This window comes from Sulfurimonas sp. hsl 1-7 (genome assembly GCF_030577135.1).
Classification (GTDB): domain Bacteria; phylum Campylobacterota; class Campylobacteria; order Campylobacterales; family Sulfurimonadaceae; genus Sulfurimonas; species Sulfurimonas microaerophilus.
Genome location: NZ_JAUIRR010000004.1, coordinates 1 through 19,454, shown reverse-complemented (window position 1 = coordinate 19,454; position 19,454 = coordinate 1). Strand labels below are relative to the sequence as shown.

The following is a 19,454-nucleotide window of genomic DNA, read 5'->3' as shown; positions in this document are numbered from 1 at the left end:
CATATTCATCCAAATGAAACTTGATTTTTCCCATTATTCTTTGATTTGTAAAGAAAAGTATCCGCACGTTTATAGATCGAATCTTCGGTATCATTTGCTTTTACCTCAGTTAAACCGATACTGATGGTTATTTTCTGATCTTTAATGATAGAGAGCTTCGTTGCAACCATATCTAAAAGATTTTGTGCAAACTTTTCTGCTTTATCTAAGGCTGTATTATCCAGCAGTAAAACAAACTCCTCTCCGCCTATTCTATAGAAATAATCATTTTTTCGAATATTGCTTTTTACAAGTCTTGATAACTCCATTAGGACGATATCACCCATTCTATGACCGTATGTGTCATTTATCACTTTAAAGTTATCTATGTCAAAAATAATCATACAAAAAGGTGTCTGATGTCGATCGTAAAGTGAAAGAAGCTCGGCTATCTTTTCTCTGTAAGCTCTAATATTTTTGGCTTTTGTCAGGTAGTCGGTGACAACCAGTTTCTCCAGCTCTTTTTTTGCATCTTCGAGCTCTGTTGTACGCTCTGCAACTGCTAGTTTTAGCTCCTCTTCATTTCTGTTTTTTTCCTGTAGGAGTTCCTCTTGAATTTTAATCTTCTCTTGGCTCATTGTTCTATATTTAGTGGCTAGGATAAGAGTAAAAAAGATAATCTCTATAAATGAACCGAGTACGAAAAGGTGGCGGTTTAAAAAATTATACTCTAAAAAGGCATTGAAAGTAAGGACCATAAGTGTCATCATCGCCGAGTAGATAATGAGTGCGATCAGATAGTATTTGGCTCCTACGTAACCTCTTCTGTATGTCTGAATAGTAGCATAGAATAAGGCAGAGAAAAAGAAGATAGAGAAGATGTTAAAAGATAAAGTTGTATAGGGTACATCATTCCAAATAAGCAGAGCAAACAGTAAAAACAAGCCTATACATAGTTGAAAAAACTTATGGATAAGCTGTAGATGTTCTTTGAGGTGTAAAAAAGTATCTGAAAAAAGGATAAGGGTAACTAAGACAAATGTTCCAACAACATGAAGCCCTTCGTTCCAGCCGTTAAATCCCAAAAGAAGATAAAAACCGCTTTGCATAGCACTAAAAATAATAAATACAAATGTATAAGCTACATAGTAAAGATATACTTTCTCTTTAGTGAGAAAATAGCTATAAAGGTTCAGTATAAAGATACTGAGTAAACTAAATGCAAAGATCAGATAGATATCGAGAGTTTCAAAAGTTGATTCGCTAAAGTAATGTTCCTGAGAGCAGAGCTGAAACTCTCCGAGTTGTCCGGCAATGGTCTGCCCCTGAATATATATGGTTTGTTTCGTACCTGAAGGGATATGGAATCTAAAAGTGGGGTATACGGACTTGAAACTACGTTGATCGAGTGGAATATCTAAACCGTTTTTATCCAGCTGCCATTTATTGTTTTTGTATTGGTACAGATTAAACGACTTCCATAAAACTTCACTAAAAGTTAAAAGAAAATCTTCTTGAGTAGAGTTGTTGTCAAGAACAATTTTAAACCAAGTAGTACCGTCTAAGTACCCAAATGTAAAGTTGTTTGTTGTTTTTTTAAACTGTTTAGTCTGTAGATCTGTAACTTGCAGAGTATTTGACTGATCGTAAAAGTATTCAATTTGAAAATCTTTATAACAATCTTTTTCATTGATTAAAGAGATTTGTGCTGATAAGGAAGTAAAAAAAATTAATAATAAAATAGATACTTTCATAATGGATGATTATAACTAAAAATTATTTAAACCAAAACGTATAATTTTTAATTAAAAAAACTTTTGATAAAGTAGTAAGTATAAGGGAGATAAATGGGTAAATTTCAATTACTAAAAGAATTAACAGTCTATGTAGACGAGGCATTTGAAGATTTTTATAACACCATGTTAAATGATGTAAGATTGGGAGTTTTTTTTGAAAATGATGAGCAGGTATTAGCATTAATCGAGAAACAGAAAAAACATTTTTTAGCTTCTTTGTCTTTAGATGTTGAGATCTTAAAACAAAACTATGTGAAACTGGGAGAGTTCCATTACGATCTACGTATCCCGTACATAGACTTTATGAAAGGGACTGATATTTTAGAGGAACACTTCCTATTAAATGCCCAACGGTGTAAAAATACTAAAAAGTTAATGCGTGAGATCTTTGAGTATTTTAAAGTGATGAAGGCTTTTACAGCCAAAGGTTACCTCAATAAAATGTTAAATGAAGATAAGCGAGATTTGGAAACATTCTTTGAACAGGTAATAGTAGATACAAACACTTATCTTCCGAAAAAATTAATATTAAGAAAAATTCAATGGTTGAAAGAGTTATTAGAAAGTATTGAAACAAATGTAGATTTTGAGCTTGATAGTAAAGATGGCTTTATTATAAAACAATGGTTAGATGAATTAGAGTTTTTGACTTTAGAGAAAAGAAAGTTCTTTGAAGAGCTTGAGCAAAGGATCTATCTTAATACACAAAACCTTTTTTATTTTTTACATCGTGAAGAGTATTTAGAGATCTTACCTTTATACACTTCACTGTTAAATGTATATAAATTAACGTTAATGATGAATAATGCCATAACGATAGAGTATGCAAATCAAGTAATAGAAGATATGCAACTTGATTCTTTAACACAACTTTTTAGAAAAGATATCTTTCATGAATTGCTAAAAAAAGAAAAGGCATTAGTAGAAAGAAATACAGATATGAAGGTGAGTATTGCATTTATTGACTTAGATAATTTTAAACTGGTAAATGACTCTTTTGGTCATTATAGCGGTGACAAAGTTATAGAAAAGATGGGTGAATGTATTAGGAACAATATACGTGCTTCAGACATGGGGTTTAGGATAGGTGGAGATGAATTTGCGATCATATTGAAGGACGCTACAAAAGAAGCATCGAAAAACGTCTGTGAAAAGATTAAAGCAGATTTCTCCTCTTATCAATTTATTTTTAATGATGAGGTCTCATTTAGTGTAAGTGTCAGTATCGGAATTAGCCAACTAAAGAACACTAAAGAAGAAAGTTTAGAAATGCTTTTAAACAGTGTCGACAGTAAACTCTATGCTGCAAAGAATAAAGGGAAAAATCAAATCTGTATCTAGATACTCTACTGTTTTAAAGAATTTTGAGTAATCTTCTCGAAGTTCTTTAAAATCCTGCTACTAACATCACAACTACGTAAATCGTTTAATAATTTGTTTATATTGAACCCTAGTTTTTTTAGGTCATCTTTTTGGTTAAGAATATACTCTTTCATAATGTTTTTATCGAATTCAGGATGAAACTGTACACCCCAAACGTTCGTGTGAAACCTTACTATTTGATGGTTTTCTTTTTTATTTTTTCCCAATACCTTCGCATTATAGGGAAGCTTTACTACAGTTTGATAGTGTGTTTCATATGCATAGAATTTTTTTGGAAGAGCTTTTAGAATTGGATCATTATAATTTTTTTGAAGGGTATTTATTTTTACAACCCCGATCTCCTTGCCATTCTTGTTAAAATCACTTTTCCCTCCTAATGCTTTTGCTATAAGTTGATGTCCATAGCAAATTCCTAAAAGAGGTATCTCTCTTTTTGAAATACTTTTTATATATTTTTCAAGCTTTATACTCCAAGGGAGTTCTTGAGTTACCATAGAGTGTGAACCTGTGATAATAAATCCTCTTGCACTCTTTAAATTTGGCAGTTTTTCATTTTCTAGAATATTTATGGTCTTTATTCTGTTTTTTGACTTTTTTAAAAATCTTGATATCCATGTATCAAAATCATTATATTTTTGTTTTGTTTGTGGAAAAGTTTCTCCCACTTTTAAAATGTATAGATATTTCATTGGATTATTATATAAAAACATAGAGTTTTATAACTCTATTTTTTGTACCTTTTTTAACCAATGCAATTAAACTGTTTTAGTCCTTATTCATAAAATGTAGCAAACTCTTCTAATGGTACTCTTTGCGTTTTAAAACTATTAACCGGCGCATTTTTATCTTCATATCCTAAGGCGATTCCACATAGTAAAACTTTGTCTTTATCAATATCTAGCTCTTTTTTTACAATAGAAGGGTATTCCGCTAGGGAAGCCATAGGACAGCTCCCTAAACCTAATTCGGTCGCTGCTAACATGACGGATTGTAAAAACATCCCATAGTCTAAATAAGAACCTTTTTCCAAAACAGAGTCAATGAAAAAGTAAAGAACAGTTGGCGCTCCAAAAGCTTTGTAGTTTTCTCTCCACTGTTGAAGTTGTTTTTCTTTATCTTCTCTTTTTATGCCTAGAGTTTTATACATCAGCAGCCCCATATCTTTACGTCTGCTTTTATAGGGTTCTCTCCACTCTAAAGGATAGTATTGATAATCCATATCCTCTTTATGATTATTATCAAATGCTTCTAACATTTTGTTTTCTAGGGCAACTTTTTTTTCTCCGCTTACTACGCACACATTAAAAGGTTGCATGTTTACACCCGATGGTGACATTTTGGCAGATTCTAAAATTTTAATAATTTTTTCTTTTTCAACATCTTTATTTAAAAATGCTCTAACCGATTTTCTTTGTTTTAAAATATCTATTACACTCAAAATATTTCCTTTAACAGTAGTTGTAATATTATATAAGATTGATATAGCATAAACAAAGCATAAAGGTTTAAGGTGAGTAAAAAATTAGGAGGGAAAAAACCGTATCTCCTAATGAGATACGGTAAGTAGGGGTTGTTGCAGAATGATTACATCATTCCCGGCATACCCATTTGTGGAGGCATTCCACCGCTCATATCAGCAGCAGGCTCATCTTTTGGAATTTCAAAGATTGCCGCTTCTGTAGTTAGTAAAAGTGAAGCTGCAGAAGTTGCATTTGTTAAAGCAACTCTTTCAACTTTTAACGGATCGATGATTCCCGCTTCAAACATATCTACATATTCACCAGTTGCAGCATTGAAACCTAGGTTCTCGTTGTCAGAGTTTTCAATAGTGTTTACAACTACACCTGCATCATAACCGGCATTGATTGAGATCTGTTTTACAGGAGCTTTTACAGCTCTTAAGATGATCTCTGCACCGATCTTCTGATCGCCTGTTAGATCAAGGTTAACTTTAGCAGCAGCACGTACTAATGCAGCACCACCACCGATAACGATACCCTCTTCAACAGCAGCTTTTGTAGCTGAAAGTGCATCGTCAACTCTGTCTTTTTTCTCTTTCATTTCAGTTTCAGTTGCAGCACCAACTTTGATAACTGCTACACCGCCTGCAAGTTTTGCAAGTCTTTCTTGAAGTTTCTCTTTATCATATTCACTTGTTGTGTTTTCAATAAGTGTTCTGATCTCAGTAATTCTTGCTTGTACCATATCTTCAGTTCCAGCACCGTTTACGATTACAGTATTGTCTTTGTCAATTACTACACGAGCAGCTTGACCAAGCATTTGAATGTTAGTACCTTCTAGAGTAAGACCAGTCTCTTCAGAGATAACTGTTCCCGCAGTTAAAATTGCGATATCTTGAAGCATCGCTTTTCTTCTGTCACCGAATCCCGGAGCTTTTACTGCAGAGATGTTAAGTACGCCGCGAAGTTTGTTTACAACTAACGTTGAAAGTGCTTCACCCTCTACATCTTCAGCGATAATAAGAAGTGGACGAGAAGTTTTTTGCACTTGCTCTAGTACCGGTAAAAGATCTTTTAAAGATGTGATCTTGCTGTCAACTAGTAAGATCCAAGGATTTTCAATCTCTGCAGTCATTTTTTCAGTATTTGTGATGAAATATGGTGAAAGGTAACCACGGTCAAACTGCATACCCTCAACAACATCTAACTCATCAACGATACCTTTTGCTTCTTCAACAGTGATAACACCGTCTTGACCAACTTTTTCCATAGCTTCAGCGATCATATCACCGATCTCATGATCAGAATTAGCAGAGATAGTTGCAACTTGTGCGATCTCGCTTTTGTCTTTAATAGTTTTAGAACTCTCTTTTAGCTTTTCTAAAATCGCTTCACACGCTTTATCCATACCACGTTTTACTTCAACAGGGTTTGCACCTGCCGTGATATTTCTAAGACCCTCTTTAAAGATAGAGTTTGCTAAAACTGTTGCAGTAGTTGTACCGTCACCAGCTTCATCAGCAGTGTTACTAGATACCTCTTTAACAAGTTGTGCACCCATATCTTCTAGTTTGTCGCTTAATTCAATTTCACGAGCTACAGATACACCGTCTTTTGTGATAACCGGGCTACCGTAAGACTTTTGAATAAGTACGTTACGACCACGTGGTCCCATAGTTACTTTTACTGCGTCTGTTAATTTCTCAACACCGCGAGCTAAAGCATTTCTTGCATTATCTGAAAAAATTATCTCTTTTGACATTTTTATTCCTTGTTATATTTGTAAGATTTTAATAAATTATGAAATTACACCTAGAACATCTGAAAGTTCTAATACGATGTAGTCTTGCCCCTCTAGAGCTAACTCAGTACCTGCATATTTACCAAATACAACTGTATTACCTACGTTTACTTCTTTTACTTCACTACCAATAGCCATAACTTCCGCACGGTTTGGTTTCTCTTTTGCATTGTCTGGGATAATAATACCGCTTGCAGTTGTGTTTGACTCTGCTACACTTTTTACAAGTATTCTTTCACCTAGTGGTTTAAAATTCATATATCCTCCTCAATATTAATAGTATATAAATAGGGTTAAAATATTACATTAAAAACGTAACAATGTCAACACTCTTAGTCACTATGACTAAAGTTTGTTTAGCTATGAATTGTAATAAGTTTGCATTTTTATAAAATATAAAAGTTTTTTTTCTATTTTATAAAACTCTAAGGAGTGCTTGTATATAATTTCGGCCTCTTAAGAGATGTCAAGGTAGCTCAGCTGGTTAGAGCACTGGTCTCATAAGCCGGGGGTCGGGGGTTCAAGTCCCCCCTTTGACACCATCTTTCTTAAGAATATTTTTTACATTCCGGATTAGCTCAGCGGTAGAGTAGGTGACTGTTAATCACTTGGCCACTGGTTCGAATCCAGTATCCGGAGCCACTTCTTTTATAAATCCCTAAAATACGAACAATCAATTTATTTAATTTTTAATAGTGTCAATATAGTGCCCTTTTTTCGATGAATATCACTTATCTTCACAGCTATATTTTGCTACACACTCTTTACACATAATCTATTTATAATATATGAAATACAAATACAAATTCAAAGAGAAATACATTCGATGGATTTGCTATGAGTAAAGAGGAGTATATTATGATAGTTCAATACATTAAACGTATCTTACTAACTTCGTTACCTTTTTTAATTTGTGTTACAAATGCAGAAGCCACACCAGCATTTGCAAGACAAATGGATACTAATTGTGTAACATGTCATTCTCAAAACATTCCAAAATTAAATAGATTTGGACGCGAGTTTAAAATGTCCGGTTTTACTATGATAGGAGGCGTGAAAGAAGTTACCGGAAGTAGTCGTGGTGGATTGAATATTCCAGCTACGCTTAATATGGGATTTATCATTAAAGCAAGATTCCATCATCAAAAAACAGCTTCTACTACTAGTTCATTTACAGAGGTTTTTGATGAATCAGCAATTGTTTTAGGTGGAAAAATTGCTGAACATGTTGGTACTTCTATGGAATTTGGCGAAGGACTTTTAGGAGGAAAAATCGCATTTACTGATGAATTTTCTGTCGGTCGTCTGGGTGCTACTATTTATATGACTGATGCACTGGGAGCTTTTTCTGGTACTGAAATTTACACTACAGGCTTATACCGTCCAATTCGACAATTTGAAAATAGAAAAAAAGCAAATATCTTTCAATTACTTGGTATAGGTGATGGTGCAGCTACTGGTGGACAAGTTTATTATTATGGAAATGGAATTTATGCCACCATAGGAGGCTATGTACCGGTTATGGGAAATAGTATTAAAACAAATGGACATTATAAACTTCTTGCTCGTGCAGCTTATAATATGAATATAGGAGCGTTTGATGCAGCAATTGGTGGCTACTATATAGGTGGTGATGTTTCTGATGTAAACCGTACTGCTACGGGTAAAGAAAAAGCTGATGATGTAGATGCTCTAGACCGTGTATCGAGTGGTTTAGACTTGCAACTTGACGGAACAGTCTCGGGAATCTCTTTGATGGTTACTGGTGGAATCGTATTAAAAAATACGTATACAGATAAAGATCTTCTAAAACAAGATAAAACAGGCTTTTCTATAGGGGCACAGCTCAATCCAATAGAACGTTTTGGTGCTAAACTGGCTTACCTGTCATTAAATGATAATAATAATGCAGTGAATGATGAAAGGGGTATTACTCTAGGTGCAGAATATAATTATGCACAAAATATCCGTTTCATGTTAGAATATTCTCTAACTGATTATCCAGATGATTCAGTTAAAGACCTAAATAAAGATCTGCTTTTTATGGCAATGATTGCCTTTTAATCCAAAGAGTATTCCTCTTTGGAACATATATATTTATTTTATACTGTTTGAATATCCACGAGTTCAACCCGCTCGCACTCTTTTTTAAACAGTTTTCTATTTTTAGCATCCTCTTCGGCTAAGATCAGTAGATCTGCAAAGTCGTTTTTAGATACTTCAAATGTGTGAACAGCTCTTTGTGTTTCTATTTTAATCGTTGCATCGTCTTTTGCAAGAACATCTAGATTTCTACCGCCTTTTACATACTCCGATTTTATTACTTTAAGAACTTTCTCATTTTGTAGGAGCTCATTAAGAGATACCTCTTTATAGATGTCTGACTCGCATAATACTTTGTAACTTACCACTATATTTCCATCCATTATTTGATTTGACCTTTCTTATCTTACGTTTATACTTTATTTTTTATAAGCTCAATTATATGTAAAATAAAAATAGACCTTTAATAATATTTCAAATAGCAATGTTTTTAGAACTGATTGTTTTTTCCCAATGTGAGTACAACGTGAGAATTTAATGCTATAATTTTCAGATACAGCTTATAGTTAAGGGGATCGAAGTGATAGTAAAAAAAATGAAGCAACTTATCAAGTACGCTATTGAACTTGATATAGATTATCTTGAAACTTTTCTAGGATATGAAGGTGATAATGTTTTAAAAATAACTACAAGAAATAAAGAGACCTTAGAAGCTATGGAAGAGTTTTTAAAAAATATCGATCTAAAATACAAAACCGATTTTGATATCTCAGCAGGTACGAGCGGGGGACATGTAATATACATAGGTGTTGAAGATCCCAGTCTATTTAAACTGAAAAAAGACTAGTAAAAGAGATAAATATTTCCTTTACTGCCTTCTCATAAATACTTAAATTTAGTAGAAATACTCCTACATAAACTTGCTATCAGTGATTAAAAAATAAGCCATCAATAGAACAAAAAAAAATCCTTTCGGTGTATAATGCAAAAAATCTTAATAAAGGATTTAGCGTGAATACAAAAGAAAAGAACATGTGCAGACTCTATAAAGCTCGTACTGCACACTTAAAATGGGTAAATAGCGTTAAGTTGCTTGTATCAGGGGTTAGTGTAGATAAAAAATACCTAACACCACTCGCTCAAGATTCAGATTTAGGACAATGGTTTTATAACGAAGCAAAACAATTTGCACAGTTCAATAGCAAAAATGTTTTAGAAGAGATGGAAGAATTATTAGATGAAATGTATGATATTTATACAAAAATTTATTCTATCTATTTCGCTAAAGAACAGAGTACATTGAAAGCTTTTTTAGGATTCAAATCAAATGCCAGTAAATATGAAATGGAACTGGCTTCTCGTTGTTATGAAGATCTTGTTGAGTTGTCAGATAAATTTAAAAACAAATTTGGAGTATTAGAGAGACAACTGTTAGCATTAGGAGATCCCAAGCATGAGATGGTACGAGTATTTGAAGAAGAAGAGATAAGTACAGTTCCAGAAGAAAGTGGTGATGATTATTATCATGGACCACGCTCACATTAAAGAAGTAAAGGATGAACATGCAAGAGTTTATGGAAACATATAACGCTAATGTAGATGATATTGAGAAATTTTTAACAGAAACAATCTACAATTTAGGAGAACTTTCAAAGAGAGAGGAAAAAAAGTTTGAAAACCTTTTTAAAGTATTCCCATCTTTAGAGTTGGTATATATATGCGATAATGATACATTAGTACAAATTTCAGATAATATTTACAGAGATAAAACTAGCTCTTTGCCAAAAGGGAGAGATAGAAGTTATTTAATGAAAAAAATAAGATTAAATAACAGCGATATCTCAATTTCAAAACCTTACATTAGCAGTGCTACGGGAAAAACTTGTATCACAGTTGTAAAAGAGGAAGCGGATAAAATATATTTTATGGACTTTACTTTAACTGCTTTACTCGATAGACTAGGGTTGATCGAGCTGCATAGAGAGTTTAACTTTGTAAGTAAAAGTTTTTATTTTGTAACGGCAAACTTAATGATCCTCCTTGCTGTATTTACACTTGGATACAGTATTTACGAACTTGGACATTCACTGTTTTTTAAAGATGGGGTATCGATAGAATCTATTTTTAAACCAATAATCGCTTTAACGTTAGGACTGGCTATTTTTGACCTCTCCAAAACGATCTTAGAGCAAGAAGTTGTATTTAAAAGTTATTCTAAAAACTCCAAGTTGGAGTACAAAGTATTTACGAAATTCTCAATTACGATTATTATTGCGTTATTGATTGAGTCATTGATGGTTGTATTTAAAATCGCATTGCACGACTACTCGCAAATGCTTTATGCAGTCTATCTGATCGCAGGTGTATCTATTTTAGTACTTGCGTTGGGATTATTTATTTTCTTTACGAGAAAAGTAACGAGATAGAGTTATTTAACTCTTTTTCGTTTACTGTTCTCAGAGGGGATGATAAATTCAAGATTGTCTAGTTTTTTAATAGAAAGTTTATCCTCTTCTAAAAGTTTTTCAAGTCTTTTTCTAGAATCTTCATCAAATAGTAGTTCAATATCACTCATAGTGAGCGGGCGTTTATCTAAGGTATTTATGATCTCATCATCACTATAGTGACTATTGTTTGCTTCTGCATGTACACGTGAAGCTATATGGATAGGCAATGAGCTGTCAAAAAGATGAGAAAGCTCATAAAGCTCTTTATAACTAATTCCCATTACAGGGTAGGCCGGTGGTCTGTCAATTGTGCCAAGGTCTATTCTAAAAGCATCTATAGACAAAAGAACATCGTTAAGTTTAGCGACTTCCTCTTTTGAGTCATTTAAACCATGTACAAAGAGAATCTCAATAAAAAGCTTGCCTGTGTACTCTTTTGAAAACTGTTGTACCTTTGAGACAAGTGCATCAATGTTTATATTGTGGTGCGGTCTGTCTATCTTTTTAAATACTTCAGGTGTAATCGCATCTAAAGAGAGTTTTACCTGGTCAAGTTTTAGCAGTGAGGCATACACTTTTTCATCTGTAAGCATCGCACTGTTTGTAAGTATAAGGGTTTGTGTAGAACCTTTGATCTTATTTATCTCATCGATGAGCTGATCGAGGTAAGGGTAGAGTGTCGGCTCTCCGTTTGCAGTAAGTGTGATCACATCTATTTTATCGTTAAGATGTTGTTTTAGTTGTGAAATAATTTCATCTACTGAAATAGTTTTCGATTGGTGATCAACGGTTGCCGCAGGTGCAAGTTCACAATATAAACAGTCAAAATTACATTGTTTATGGGAAGGGGAGAGATCGATGCCCAAACTCATGCCGAAACGGCGTGAGTTGATTGGACCGAAGATTATATTATTTTTTTCCACTGACTCTGTGACACTCATTGATGAAGTGTTTAGCATTCTCTACAGGAACATCAGGAAGGATACCATGCCCTAAGTTGAAGATATGGCGTTTTCCCTGCATAGTTTCTTGAATAACTTCTACACATTTTGTTGTTGCTTCTTTTGAGTAAAGACGACACGGTTCCATATTTCCTTGAAGAACATATTTATCACCTAAACGCTCTTTTGCAAATTTCATTGGTGTTGACCAGTCTACACCGAATACATCAAAGTTTCCGTACACTTTATCTAAGAATGCAGGAATCCCTTTAGGGAATAAAATTACTGGAATGTGTGGGTATTTCTCTTTTAAATATTCTGAAATTTCAACCATATATTTCCAAGAGAATTCATCGTACATACCCGGCTCAATTGCAGCAGCCCAAGAATCAAATACTTGAACAACGTCAACACCAGCTTCAATCTGTTTTTCCATGTAGATTTTTACAACGTCTGTAACTTTTCTAAGGATTTTGTGTAATAGATCAGGGTTAGAGTACATCATTTTTTTACAGATGTTGTATGTTTTTGTCCCTTGTCCTTCGATCATATACGTAGCAAGTGTCCAAGGTGCACCTGTAAAACCGATTAGTGCTTTATCGTCAGCTAGTTTTGTTTTAATTAGCTCAATTGTTTCATACACATAAGTAAGTTTTGATGCAGCTTCTTCACCGCCGATAAGTCTGTCTAGATCAGCTTCACAAGTAATAGGATCAGAAAACTTAGGACCTTCACCTTTTACAAATGATAAATCCATCCCCATCTCATCCGGAATAACTAAGATATCGCTAAATAAAATAGCAGCATCTACATCTAGGATGTCAACTGGTTGTAGTGTAACTTCACATGCCATCTCAGGATTGTGGCAAAGGTTTAAGAAATTTCCGGCTTTTGCTCTTACTTCCATATATTCCGGTAGATAACGACCAGCTTGTCTCATCATCCAAACCGGTGTATAAGGTGTTTCTTTTCCAAAACATGCATCTACAAATATCTTACTCATTTTTTTCCTTGTGTATAAATCAAATTAATTGTCTATTAGTACTTTTAATACTAATGATGATGCCCAACTTTACTTAAAAAGTATAAACCAACAGCAACAGCAGTAATAGAAAGGGCTAAATATAAAAGTTCTAATGGTGAAGTGTAACTTGTAAGCCCAACTTTTTGGAAAAAACCAACTACTAAAACCATAACAATAACTTTAGAAATTTTATCTTTTAGTTGATCAAGAGAGTGGATTGAAAGAATTTTATTCTCTTCGTCATCCTCTCTGGCAATGTCAATATCTGAGATAAACAGCTCATATAAACCAAAAGAGAACAGTAGCATTACTATACCGATTAGGTAAAGATCAACTGCACCGATAATGCCACCCACTACTAAATCGTGGAAATGTTCAGGGTGAAGGTGGTTTATATATGTATTTATAACCAGTTTAACAGTTTCATAAATATCAAATGATGCAACAGCAAATAGAGCTATAGCACCAAGTAGACCAAAGATTACCGCAAGTAAAACGATAAATCTTGAACCCCAAAGTCCGTTTTCAAATATTTTTTCAAACATTTTAAGCCTCTTGCATCTCTATAAATTTTTGAGCAATTCTTACTGCATTTGTCGCAGCACCAACTCTTAAGTTATCAGCAACAACAAACATATGTAACATATTGTTTGAGTATACATCTTCTCTGATACGCCCAACAAAAGTTTCATTACGATCAACACAATCTTTCGGCATTGGATATACAGCTGCACTTGGATCATCTAAGATAACGATGTTTGGAGCTTTAGAAAGGATATCTCTAGCTTCATTAGCGTTTACTTCGCTGTCAAATGTAAGTGTTAATGTCTCAGAGTGTCCACGAAGAACAGGTACACGAACACAAGTAGCACTCAGCGCTATCTCTTTATGCATGATTTTAGTTGTTTCATTAACCATTTTCATCTCTTCTTTTGTGTAACCGTTCTCCATAAATTTATCAATTTGCGGGATTACGTTTAAAGCGATTTGCTGGTTAAATGCTTTATGCTCACTCTCACTAAGTTTAAAAGCAAAGAAGTCTTGCATCTGTTGTACTAGCTCTTCCATAGCAGATTTACCTGCACCGCTTGTCGCTTGGTAAGTTGATACATCAACACGTACAAGATCATAAGCTTCATCAAGTGGTTTAAGTGCTTGAACCATCTGAATAGTTGAACAGTTAGGGTTAGCAATAATTCCTGTTTTTTTCCATTTAGCGATATCTTCAGGGTTTACCTCTGGCACAACTAAAGGAACATTTGGATCCATTCTAAAGTGAGATGTATTGTCGATCACTACAGCACCTGCTTTTACAGCTGATGGTGCATACTCGGCACTTACGCCTCCACCTGCACTAAAGATAGCGATCTCAACATCCTCTTGTTCAAAGATATCGTGCGTTAACTCTTTGATTACTAAATCTTCACCGTTAAAATCAACAGTATTACCTGCACTTCTACTACTTGCTAGTGGAACAAGTTTATTTAAAGGAAAATCGATCTCTTCTAAGATTCTTAATACCTCTTCACCAACAGCACCATTTGCACCAACTACCGCTAAATTGTATTTTTTCATAAAGTCTCCTACTTTCTTGTATCTAAATATAAATCTTCTTTTTGAATTTTATCAGTTTCGCTAAGTATAACCGCTCTCTCAATTACAGAGATAAGCTCACGAATATTTCCTGGCCAATTATACTCTAACAACTCATTTTTTGCCTCATCTGAAAATGTTTTATTTTCAAACCCATACTTTTTACAGTTTTTTTCACATGTAATCTCTGCAATGCTTAATATCTCATCTTTACGCTCTCGTAAAGGTGGAATATTAAGTGGAATTGTATTTAATCTATAATATAAATCTTCTCTAAACTCTCCACCCTTGATCTTTTCATCTAGGTTTGCATTCGTCGCAGAAACGACTCTAATATCTATCTTGATCGGTTTTGATGAACCAAGACGACGTACCTCTTTCTCTTGTAGAGCACGAAGCAGTTTTGCTTGAACTCCGTAAGGCATCTCACCAATCTCATCTAAAAAGAGTGTCCCGCCGTTTGCAAGTTCAAATTGTCCCGCTTTTGCTTCAACAGCATCCGTAAAAGCACCTTTTTCGAAGCCGAATAGTTCACTCTCTATAAGGTTTTCAGGAATAGCAGCCATATTGATAGCTACAAAAGGTTTCTTTGCTCTTAGTGAATTTTTATGCACATAAGAAGCAAAAACCTCTTTCCCGACACCGCTTTCTCCTAAGAGTAAAATACTGGCATCTGTTTTACTCGCTTTATCGGCAAGTTTCAAAATATTTTTAAGTGCTTCTGATTCTCCTAAAAAATCGCTTGTGTCATTTTTAGTTTTTTTAGAAACAGTTTTTTTAACATTTTGTACTTTCTCTTCCCGTTTAATAGCTTCAATTAACGTATCTACATCAAACGGCTTGAGTAAAAAGTCCTTTACACCTAACTGAATAGATTCAATAGCACGAGATAAGGTCGCATTACCGGTCATAATAATAACTTCAAATTTCCCGCCAAGTTCTTTAACAAACTCTATACCGTCCATACCCGGCATATTGATATCTGTTATAACGAGATCGAAGCTATCATCTAAGCCTTTGAGTGCATCTTTGGCATTTTTAAAGGTTTTTATCTCAAACTCTTTAAAGTCACCCATAGCAATCTCTAACGATTTACGCATATTGATATCATCTTCAACTATTGCTATCTTCACAAAAGGTCCTATTTTACGAGCTATTTTAAAGGCGTAATTCTAACAAATGTATCATTAAAATCGACTTTGAAGCATGTTGTTTTTAGTGTAAGTACTGTTGTTGAAGAGTTTTGAAAGTTTGCAGTTTTCTCATTGTGTTGTACTTGTAAACCGAGCTGGTGAAGATAACTTATAAACTCTTGTTTGTTTTTTTCAATGACAGTTTTGAGTTCTTCTGAATTGTGTGGGTCTAAAAAGATACTTTTTTGAGGAAGACCTGTGCACGCTTGCATAGCAGGAGATACGTCAAGATGCTCATTATATAAAAGCGCATCTTTAACAACATATCTGTAAGAGATAAGATATTCACTTGCATTAATAGCAAGTGAACTAAAGATAATTAGTGCGCAAATTGAGAATAAGATAGAGCGATCTCCATCTCTACTTCGCATAGACCCTCTTTAAAATTTGTTTCAACGATATTTGCATTTTTAACCATTGCTTGAACTGATGTTCTAACAGTTGAACGTTTTACCATCATGTTTTTGATTAAGTCTTGACCATCAACACGAACACCTTTTACTTTTTCAGCAATAAGTCTGTAAGCATCAGCAACAGCTGCACGTTTTGCAAGTGCATAAGCTTGTGCAGGTGAAACTGTGTTTATTGGTGCTACACCTTGACCTACAACACTGATAATAAGTTCTTTGTCAGCTTCTAAAACAGGTTCGTTATCTGCAGTATCGGCAGTTGCCATCTCTTCTTTATTATCTGAAGTTTTACTAGCCTCTTGAACAGGTGCAGGTTGTTGTTCTACCGTCGGGTAGTTCACATTAATCACAGTTTCGTTAGGTGTAGTAATAACTTTAACAGGTTCTTGTTGCTCAGAAGATACACTGTTTGGTGTATAGCCGGCATAAACATTTAAACTTAATAAAGCAAGTAATACTAAAGAGTATTTCATAAAATATCCTTATTGAAGAGACATGCTCTTCAGAGTTATTGTAAAGGTTTAAGCAAGAACTATTCCAAGTCTAAACTTGGGTTTTCTTCCTCTGTACCTTCTTCATCTTCATCTTCTTCTTTTTTAGGACAACGAGAAATACTTGCTACATCATCCCCTTTTACTATATATACACCTGAAGTGTTACGGCTTGATTTTGAGATAGTTTGCATATCTACACGGATCATTTTTCCGGCTTTTGTAAGTGCCATCATATCCATGCTCTCATCAACCATTAGAATACCGACAACATTTTTACCTGTTTTTGCCGTCATTTTCATAGCAATTACACCTGAACCGCCACGGTTAGTCAGACGATATTCACCGGCATCAGTACGTTTACCGATACCTTTTTCACTTACAATCAGGATCTCTTGTTCATCACTTGAGATGATGTTTGCATCTACAACTTCATCACCCGCATGTTTAAACTTGATACCTCTAACACCACGTGTACTTCTACCTTGTTCACGAGTTTTCTCGATCTCAAACTTGATACACTGTGCAAGTTTTGTAACAATGAAGAGGTATTTAGTTTCAGGCTCTGCAATTTTTGCAGTAATTAGAGAATCGTCATCATCAAGTACAATCGCTCTAACACCGTTACTTCTAATATTGCTGTATTCACTTAAATTTGTACGTTTTACAATACCGTTTTGAGTAAAGAATACTAAAGATTTCTCTTCGCTAAAGTCTGTTGTAGGGATGATAGACTGAATCTTCTCGTCTGCAACTAATTGAAGAAGGTTAACAACTGCTTTACCTTTAGCTGTTCTTGTACCTTCTGGAATTTTATACACTTTTAACCAGTGAAGTTGACCGCGGTCAGTTACAAATAATAATGTATCGTGTGTATTACATGTAAAGAATCTTTCAATAAAGTCATCTTCGTATGTAGTTACAGCAGTTTTTCCTTTACCGCCGCGTTTTTGTTTCTCATAGTTCGCTAAAGGTACACGTTTAATATAACCTCTGTGTGTAATAGTTACAACCATAGGCTCATTTGGAATTAAGTCTTCGATATCGATATCATCATAATCATCTTCAATATCTGTTTTTCTTTTTCCAGAGTATGTTTCTAAAATTTCATCAAACTCTTCATCGATAATACCGTGAAGAACCTCTTCGCTTTTTAAGATTGATTCTAGGTATTCGATCAGTTTCATTAACTCTTGAAGTTCATTCTCAATTTTCTCGATCTCTAAACCAGTTAGACGACCAAGTCTCATAGCAACGATACTTGCTGCTTGAATTTCAGAGAAGTCAAATTCGCTTACAAGATTCTCTTTTGCTAACTCTTCCGTATTTGATGCACGAATAACACGGATAACATCATCAATGATGTCGATCGCTTTTTTGAGACCCTCTAAGATGTGTGCACGTGCTTTTGCTTTTTCAAGATCAAAGATTGTACGACGAATAATAATTGTTTTACGGTGATTGATAAAGTGTTTTAAGATATCAATTAAACCAAAGATACGAGGTTCTTGATTTAATATAGATAGCATAATGATACCAAACGTTACTTGCATAGCAGTTTGTTTGAAAAGGTTGTTAAGAACGATCTCGCTCATTGCATCTTTTTTCAGCTCGATTACGACACGCATACCATCACGGTCTGATTCATCACGAATCTCACTTACACCGTCGATTAGTTTGTCTTTTACTAAGTTTGCAACATTTTCGATTAAACGTGCTTTATTTACTTGGTAAGGAAGTTCATCAATAATGATGATCTCTTTTTTACCTTTTTGCTCGATATGTGTTTTCGCACGAATCTTGATACGGCCACGACCACTTTCGTATGCTTCTACAATACCTTTTTTACCGAAAATGATACCACCCGTTGGAAAGTCTGGTGCCGGGATATATTCCATTAATTCGTTTAATGAAATTTTTGGATTTGCTAAAACGGCTTTGAGTGCATTCATCACTTCAGTTGGGTTATGTGGAGGTATGTTTGTAGCCATACCAACTGCGATACCGCTCGAACCGTTAATAAGTAAGTTTGGTACACGAGTAGGCATTACATCTGGTTCTTTTGTTGTAGCATCGTAGTTATCGATCATATTTACAGTGTTTTTATCAAGATCTTTTAACAGCTCTCCTGCATACTTTGTCATACGTGCTTCCGTATAACGCATTGCTGCCGCACTATCACCGTCAACTGAACCGAAGTTACCTTGTCCGTCAACAAGTTCCATTCTCATTGAGAAGTCTTGAGCCATACGAACAAGAGCATCGTAAACTGCTGTATCACCATGCGGGTGGTACTGACCGATAACATCCCCGACGATACGTGCAGATTTTTTATACTTTGAACCAAAAGAGAGGTTTAGTTTGTCCATCGCATATAGTATACGTCTATGAACCGGTTTTAAACCATCTCTTACATCTGGTAACGCACGACCGACGATAACACTCATCGAATAGTCAAGATAACTATTTTGAAGTGTCTCTTCAATATTTATAGTTTGTATCTCTTCATTATTTAGCAAATCACCCATATAACACCCTAATATAAAAATTAAATTTGGTAGATGATACCTAAATATCTCTTAAGATAATGTTTAAACCATAAAAAAACTATCTAATTTACACTATGTATATGGCAATGTTCTGATTGATTAAAAATTAGGCAATTAGTTGAACAACTGATGAAAAGTTTATATTATAATTTGAGCAGAAATATTCAAAAAAGGATTAACATGAAGAGATGGATAGTTGCGATGTTACTCGCGTTACCGACTTTAGCATTAGCTGAAGACAAGTTAGATACAGGTGATACAGCGTGGATGATGGTATCAGCTGCATTAGTATTACTAATGACACCGGCAGGGTTGGCGCTTTTTTATGCAGGTATGACAAGAAG

At 34.5% G+C, this 19,454-nt stretch carries 19 protein-coding genes, 2 tRNA genes and 1 pseudogene; 8 read left to right on the top strand and 14 right to left on the bottom strand.

The window, feature by feature from the left end:
• Positions 1-5: 5 nt before the first annotated feature.
• On the bottom strand, positions 6-1,733 hold the full coding sequence (locus QWY88_RS08900; protein WP_304546043.1) for a sensor domain-containing diguanylate cyclase: 1,728 nt from the start codon (positions 1,731-1,733) through the stop codon (positions 6-8).
• Positions 1,734-1,826: 93 nt separating this feature from the next.
• Between QWY88_RS08900 and QWY88_RS08895 the strand changes: the two genes are divergently transcribed.
• Positions 1,827-3,116, top strand: a complete 1,290-nt coding sequence (locus QWY88_RS08895) for a GGDEF domain-containing protein (RefSeq protein ID WP_304546042.1) — start codon at positions 1,827-1,829, stop codon at positions 3,114-3,116.
• A gap of 5 nt (positions 3,117-3,121) precedes the next feature.
• Here the strand turns inward: QWY88_RS08895 and QWY88_RS08890 are convergent, their stop codons facing one another.
• The 4 genes from QWY88_RS08890 to groES form a co-directional block, all read right to left on the bottom strand.
• Positions 3,122-3,868 (bottom strand): glutamine amidotransferase, encoded by a 747-nt coding sequence (locus QWY88_RS08890; protein ID WP_304546041.1) that lies wholly within the window; start codon positions 3,866-3,868, stop codon positions 3,122-3,124.
• Positions 3,869-3,930: 62 nt separating this feature from the next.
• A complete protein-coding gene (locus QWY88_RS08885; protein ID WP_304546040.1) occupies positions 3,931-4,596 on the bottom strand; it encodes a nitroreductase in 666 nt (221 codons plus the stop codon).
• Positions 4,597-4,742: 146 nt separating this feature from the next.
• Positions 4,743-6,380 (bottom strand): chaperonin GroEL, encoded by a 1,638-nt coding sequence (gene groL / locus QWY88_RS08880; protein ID WP_304546039.1) that lies wholly within the window; start codon positions 6,378-6,380, stop codon positions 4,743-4,745.
• A 36-nt stretch (positions 6,381-6,416) separates the two neighbouring features.
• Positions 6,417-6,677 carry a co-chaperone GroES gene (gene groES / locus QWY88_RS08875; protein WP_304546038.1) on the bottom strand — a complete coding sequence of 87 codons (261 nt, stop codon included), beginning with the start codon at positions 6,675-6,677 and terminating at the stop codon, positions 6,417-6,419.
• A 207-nt stretch (positions 6,678-6,884) separates the two neighbouring features.
• Between groES and QWY88_RS08870 the strand changes: the two genes are divergently transcribed.
• The 3 genes from QWY88_RS08870 to QWY88_RS08860 all read left to right on the top strand — a co-directional run bounded on the left by QWY88_RS08870 (position 6,885) and on the right by QWY88_RS08860 (position 8,483).
• A tRNA-Met gene (locus tag QWY88_RS08870) sits at positions 6,885-6,961 on the top strand.
• Positions 6,962-6,986: 25 nt separating this feature from the next.
• Positions 6,987-7,061 (top strand) — tRNA-Asn (locus QWY88_RS08865).
• A 195-nt stretch (positions 7,062-7,256) separates the two neighbouring features.
• Positions 7,257-8,483 (top strand): hypothetical protein, encoded by a 1,227-nt coding sequence (locus QWY88_RS08860; RefSeq protein ID WP_304546037.1) that lies wholly within the window; start codon positions 7,257-7,259, stop codon positions 8,481-8,483.
• Between the two features lie 38 nt (positions 8,484-8,521).
• Here QWY88_RS08860 and QWY88_RS08855 read toward each other — a convergent pair whose 3' ends face one another.
• Positions 8,522-8,845 (bottom strand): hypothetical protein, encoded by a 324-nt coding sequence (locus QWY88_RS08855; protein ID WP_304546036.1) that lies wholly within the window; start codon positions 8,843-8,845, stop codon positions 8,522-8,524.
• A gap of 197 nt (positions 8,846-9,042) precedes the next feature.
• Between QWY88_RS08855 and QWY88_RS08850 the strand changes: the two genes are divergently transcribed.
• The 3 genes from QWY88_RS08850 (at position 9,043) to QWY88_RS08840 (ending at position 10,888) form a co-directional block, all read left to right on the top strand.
• Positions 9,043-9,309: a hypothetical protein gene (locus QWY88_RS08850; RefSeq protein ID WP_304546035.1), complete on the top strand. Its 267-nt coding sequence runs from the start codon at positions 9,043-9,045 to the stop codon at positions 9,307-9,309.
• Positions 9,310-9,473: 164 nt separating this feature from the next.
• Entirely contained in the window at positions 9,474-10,007 is a 534-nt protein-coding gene (locus QWY88_RS08845) for a hypothetical protein (RefSeq protein ID WP_304546034.1), read from the top strand.
• Between the two features lie 17 nt (positions 10,008-10,024).
• Positions 10,025-10,888 carry a PDC sensor domain-containing protein gene (locus QWY88_RS08840; protein WP_304546033.1) on the top strand — a complete coding sequence of 288 codons (864 nt, stop codon included), beginning with the start codon at positions 10,025-10,027 and terminating at the stop codon, positions 10,886-10,888.
• A gap of 2 nt (positions 10,889-10,890) precedes the next feature.
• Here the strand turns inward: QWY88_RS08840 and QWY88_RS08835 are convergent, their stop codons facing one another.
• From QWY88_RS08835 to gyrA, 8 genes are read right to left on the bottom strand one after another with little or no spacing between them, the layout of a single operon-like run.
• Positions 10,891-11,850 carry a radical SAM protein gene (locus QWY88_RS08835; protein ID WP_304546032.1) on the bottom strand — a complete coding sequence of 320 codons (960 nt, stop codon included), beginning with the start codon at positions 11,848-11,850 and terminating at the stop codon, positions 10,891-10,893.
• On the bottom strand, positions 11,819-12,853 hold the full coding sequence (gene hemE, locus QWY88_RS08830) for a uroporphyrinogen decarboxylase (protein WP_304546031.1): 1,035 nt from the start codon (positions 12,851-12,853) through the stop codon (positions 11,819-11,821). Before hemE ends, QWY88_RS08835 begins: the two co-directional genes overlap by 32 nt.
• 50 nt (positions 12,854-12,903) lie before the next feature.
• Positions 12,904-13,419 carry a YqhA family protein gene (locus tag QWY88_RS08825; protein WP_304546030.1) on the bottom strand — a complete coding sequence of 172 codons (516 nt, stop codon included), beginning with the start codon at positions 13,417-13,419 and terminating at the stop codon, positions 12,904-12,906.
• Position 13,420: 1 nt separating this feature from the next.
• Complete coding sequence (locus tag QWY88_RS08820; protein ID WP_304546029.1) at positions 13,421-14,449, bottom strand: aspartate-semialdehyde dehydrogenase; 1,029 nt, start codon at positions 14,447-14,449, stop codon at positions 13,421-13,423.
• Between the two features lie 8 nt (positions 14,450-14,457).
• On the bottom strand, positions 14,458-15,600 hold the full coding sequence (locus tag QWY88_RS08815; RefSeq protein ID WP_304546028.1) for a sigma-54-dependent transcriptional regulator: 1,143 nt from the start codon (positions 15,598-15,600) through the stop codon (positions 14,458-14,460).
• A 20-nt stretch (positions 15,601-15,620) separates the two neighbouring features.
• Entirely contained in the window at positions 15,621-16,031 is a 411-nt protein-coding gene (locus QWY88_RS08810) for a hypothetical protein (protein ID WP_304546027.1), read from the bottom strand.
• The gene (locus QWY88_RS08805; RefSeq protein WP_304546026.1) at positions 15,980-16,543 is read right to left on the bottom strand and encodes an LPP20 family lipoprotein; all 564 of its coding nucleotides are present in this window, start codon (positions 16,541-16,543) and stop codon (positions 15,980-15,982) included. Before QWY88_RS08805 ends, QWY88_RS08810 begins: the two co-directional genes overlap by 52 nt.
• A gap of 59 nt (positions 16,544-16,602) precedes the next feature.
• A complete protein-coding gene (gene gyrA / locus QWY88_RS08800; RefSeq protein ID WP_304546025.1) occupies positions 16,603-19,089 on the bottom strand; it encodes a DNA gyrase subunit A in 2,487 nt (828 codons plus the stop codon).
• A 201-nt stretch (positions 19,090-19,290) separates the two neighbouring features.
• Here gyrA and QWY88_RS08795 point away from each other — a divergent pair.
• Positions 19,291-19,454: pseudogene (locus tag QWY88_RS08795) on the top strand (ammonium transporter); the annotation flags it as partial.

Excerpts from the sequence above, each read along its gene's own strand:
- groL (WP_304546039.1), bottom strand. The coding sequence starts at position 6,380 with ATGTCAAAAGAGATAATTTTTTCAGATAATGCAAGAAATGCTTTAGCT.
- QWY88_RS08900 (WP_304546043.1), bottom strand. The coding sequence starts at position 1,733 with ATGAAAGTATCTATTTTATTATTAATTTTTTTTACTTCCTTATCAGCA.
- QWY88_RS08810 (WP_304546027.1), bottom strand. The coding sequence starts at position 16,031 with ATGCGAAGTAGAGATGGAGATCGCTCTATCTTATTCTCAATTTGCGCA.
- QWY88_RS08860 (WP_304546037.1), top strand. The coding sequence starts at position 7,257 with ATGAGTAAAGAGGAGTATATTATGATAGTTCAATACATTAAACGTATC.
- QWY88_RS08895 (WP_304546042.1), top strand. The coding sequence starts at position 1,827 with ATGGGTAAATTTCAATTACTAAAAGAATTAACAGTCTATGTAGACGAG.
- QWY88_RS08855 (WP_304546036.1), bottom strand. The coding sequence starts at position 8,845 with ATGGATGGAAATATAGTGGTAAGTTACAAAGTATTATGCGAGTCAGAC.
- QWY88_RS08835 (WP_304546032.1), bottom strand. The coding sequence starts at position 11,850 with ATGAGTGTCACAGAGTCAGTGGAAAAAAATAATATAATCTTCGGTCCA.
- QWY88_RS08805 (WP_304546026.1), bottom strand. The coding sequence starts at position 16,543 with ATGAAATACTCTTTAGTATTACTTGCTTTATTAAGTTTAAATGTTTAT.
- hemE (WP_304546031.1), bottom strand. The coding sequence starts at position 12,853 with ATGAGTAAGATATTTGTAGATGCATGTTTTGGAAAAGAAACACCTTAT.
- QWY88_RS08825 (WP_304546030.1), bottom strand. The coding sequence starts at position 13,419 with ATGTTTGAAAAAATATTTGAAAACGGACTTTGGGGTTCAAGATTTATC.
- QWY88_RS08840 (WP_304546033.1), top strand. The coding sequence starts at position 10,025 with ATGCAAGAGTTTATGGAAACATATAACGCTAATGTAGATGATATTGAG.
- groES (WP_304546038.1), bottom strand. The coding sequence starts at position 6,677 with ATGAATTTTAAACCACTAGGTGAAAGAATACTTGTAAAAAGTGTAGCA.
- gyrA (WP_304546025.1), bottom strand. The coding sequence starts at position 19,089 with ATGGGTGATTTGCTAAATAATGAAGAGATACAAACTATAAATATTGAA.
- QWY88_RS08820 (WP_304546029.1), bottom strand. The coding sequence starts at position 14,449 with ATGAAAAAATACAATTTAGCGGTAGTTGGTGCAAATGGTGCTGTTGGT.
- QWY88_RS08890 (WP_304546041.1), bottom strand. The coding sequence starts at position 3,868 with ATGTTTTTATATAATAATCCAATGAAATATCTATACATTTTAAAAGTG.